Origin of the sequence: Parafrankia sp. FMc2 (assembly GCF_041008525.1) — a bacterium.
Lineage (GTDB): Bacteria > Actinomycetota > Actinomycetes > Frankiales > Frankiaceae > Parafrankia.
Map to the genome: position 1 here is coordinate 1 of NZ_JBFLUG010000525.1, position 519 is coordinate 519.

Genomic DNA, 519 nt, shown 5'->3' on the forward strand with positions numbered 1-519 from the left:
GACGGCCATCCCGTCACGATGCGGGCGTTGCCGGACTACGACGCCCTTTTCGGCGTCGATTTCACCCATCATTCTTCCGGGAACGCCCCGGGCGAGAAGAAAGCGAGTAGCGAGTGACGCCAATCACCCTGTCGGTGGAACCCGCCGGCAGATCACCCGACGGCATGCCGGCGATGATCTCCTATCTGACCCGGGTGTTGAAAACCCCGACGATCGGCGCGTTCTGGGAAGAACTTGCTGTCCAGGCTCGCGCGGAGAACTGGTCCCACGAAGAGTACCTCGCCGCGCTGCTGCAGCGCCAGGTCGCCGACCGTGAATCCAAAGGGACCGTGATGCGGATCCGCACCGCGCACTTCCCCACCGTCAAAACGCTGGAGGACTTCAACCTCGACCACCTTCCCAGCCTACGCCGTGATGTGCTCGCGCATCTGGCAACCAGCACCTACATCGCGAAGGCGGAGAACGTCGTCCTGCTCGGCCCTCCTGGGGTTGGGAAGACCCATCTCGCCATCGGCCTGG

Annotated in this window: 1 protein-coding gene; it reads left to right on the forward strand. The window is 64.0% G+C overall.

From position 1 onward, the window contains the following. Window positions 1-164: 164 nt before the first annotated feature. The coding region (locus tag AB1460_RS38280) for an ATP-binding protein (protein WP_368967510.1) at window positions 165-519 on the forward strand (355 nt) is incomplete at its 3' end.